Source organism: Aeromonas sp. QDB56 (genome assembly GCF_027705505.1).
Lineage (GTDB): Bacteria > Pseudomonadota > Gammaproteobacteria > Enterobacterales > Aeromonadaceae > Aeromonas > Aeromonas caviae.
The window spans coordinates 1-1842 of record NZ_JAPDBZ010000256.1 but is presented as its reverse complement, the minus strand read 5'-3'; the positions used below and the strand labels follow the sequence as shown (position 1 = coordinate 1842).

At 64.9% G+C, this 1842-nt stretch carries 1 protein-coding gene; it reads left to right on the top strand.

The features are described 5' to 3' along the window. Window positions 1–133 precede the first annotated feature (133 nt). Complete coding sequence (locus tag OKB81_RS20220; protein WP_234888726.1) at window positions 134–1720, top strand: methyl-accepting chemotaxis protein; 1587 nt, start codon at window positions 134–136, stop codon at window positions 1718–1720. Window positions 1721–1842: the final 122 nt, after the last annotated feature.

The window sequence follows — 1842 nt, the reverse complement described above, 5'->3', positions numbered from 1 at the left end:
GGAACCCGGTACTGCGCGAGCAGCTATCACCCAGTAATGGGAATCCCCCTCCTGTGACGCGAAGCGCTAAGGTGGGGAGGATGTCAAGACGATAGGCAAAAAACTTACCGCCGGCTTTGCCGTACTCGGCCTGATGATGGCCTTTATCGGCGGCTTCTCGCTGTTTGAATTCAGCAAGATGAACCGCGCCGCCATCGGCTTTACCGACAGTATCCTGCCCGCCGTCGTGCGCACCAGCACCCTCGGCGAGACCATCAATGCCCTGCGCCGCTACGAACTGGATGTCTTCCTGGTGGCGGACGATGCCCAGCAGAAGGCCCGCTATCGCAACGAGAGCGAGAAGAGCCTGCAAGAGGCTGCGCGCCAGATAGTGGCCCACGATGGCACCATCTGGGCGGAGGATCGGGAGGAGCGCCGCGCCTTTGACATCGTCAAGGCGGACTGGGAGCGATATGTCGCCCTGCACCAGCGCATCCGGCAGATGCAGGACTCGGGACAGATGGCCGAAGCCCGGCACCTCTTCATGGGGGAGGGGGTCACCCTCTACACCACCCTGAGCAAGTCGGTGGGGGATCTCATTCGCATCAACCACGGCTACTCCGTGGGCTCCCGCGCCGAGGTGATCGCCGCCTTTGACAGCGCCAAGCTGAGTGTGACCCTGGCCCTGGTGATCGGCCTGGCCCTGGTTGTCGCCCTCTCCGTGGTGCTGACCCGCCAGATCCGTGACCCGCTCATCATGCTGGCCCGTCAGGCCCAGCGCATTGCGAGCGGCGATCTCGGTCGGGGCGAGCTGCAGGAGTGGATCCGCGGCAACCGCTTCAACCGCGACGAGCTGGGCCAGCTGGGGTCGGCCATCGACCGGATGCAGGGGGCTCTGGCGGAGCTGGTGAGTGAAATCTCCGGTTCGGTGAGTCAGCTCAGCAGCGCGGTAGAGGAGGTGAGCGCCATCTCCGAGCAGTCCGCCAAAGGCATGGCAAGCCAGCAGGGAGAGGTCTCTCAGGTCGCCACCGCCATGAACGAGATGCAGTCCACCGTCAATGAGGTGGCTCGCAACACCACGGACGCCATGGGGGCGGCCAAGCAGGCTTCCCGCACCTCCACCCAGGGCAACCAGGTGGTGCGCAGCGCCATCGGCAGCATAGAGCAGGTTTCCCGCCAGATAGAGCAGGCCGGGAGCGTGGTGCAGCAACTTGAGACCGACAGCGCCAGCATGGTGCTGGACGTGATTCGCGGCATCGCCGAGCAGACCAACCTGCTGGCCCTCAACGCGGCCATCGAAGCGGCCCGGGCCGGCGAGCAGGGGCGTGGCTTTGCGGTGGTGGCAGACGAGGTGCGCAGTCTGGCCCAGCGCACCCAGGCGTCCACCGCCGAAATCAGCAAGATGATCGAGGTGTTGCAGGAGCGTACCGCCGAGGCGGGCAGCGCCATGCAACTGAGCCGTCAGCAGATGCAGGAGAGCGTGGAGCTGGCGCGGGAGGCGGGGAGCAGCATCGACAGCATCAACGGTGCCGTCACCCAGATCACCGACATGAACACCCTGATCGCCACCGCCACCGAGCAGCAGAACGCGGTCACCGAGGAGCTCAATCGCAGCATCGTCAAGATCCACACCGCCGCCGACGAGAATGCCCAGGGGGCGCAGCAGACCGCCCAGGCCTGCGTCGAGCTGAGCAGGCTGGCCACCTCGCTGCACCATATGACCCAGCGCTTCACCCTCTGAGTCTTGCTGGTCACCCGGCACAGCGCAGAAGGCCCCACCAATCGGCGCAATGCTGTTCACTTAAGCGGAGCCGCATAGCGATTTACCGGAAAACGGGTCTTTGATATCTTCACCGCCCTGGG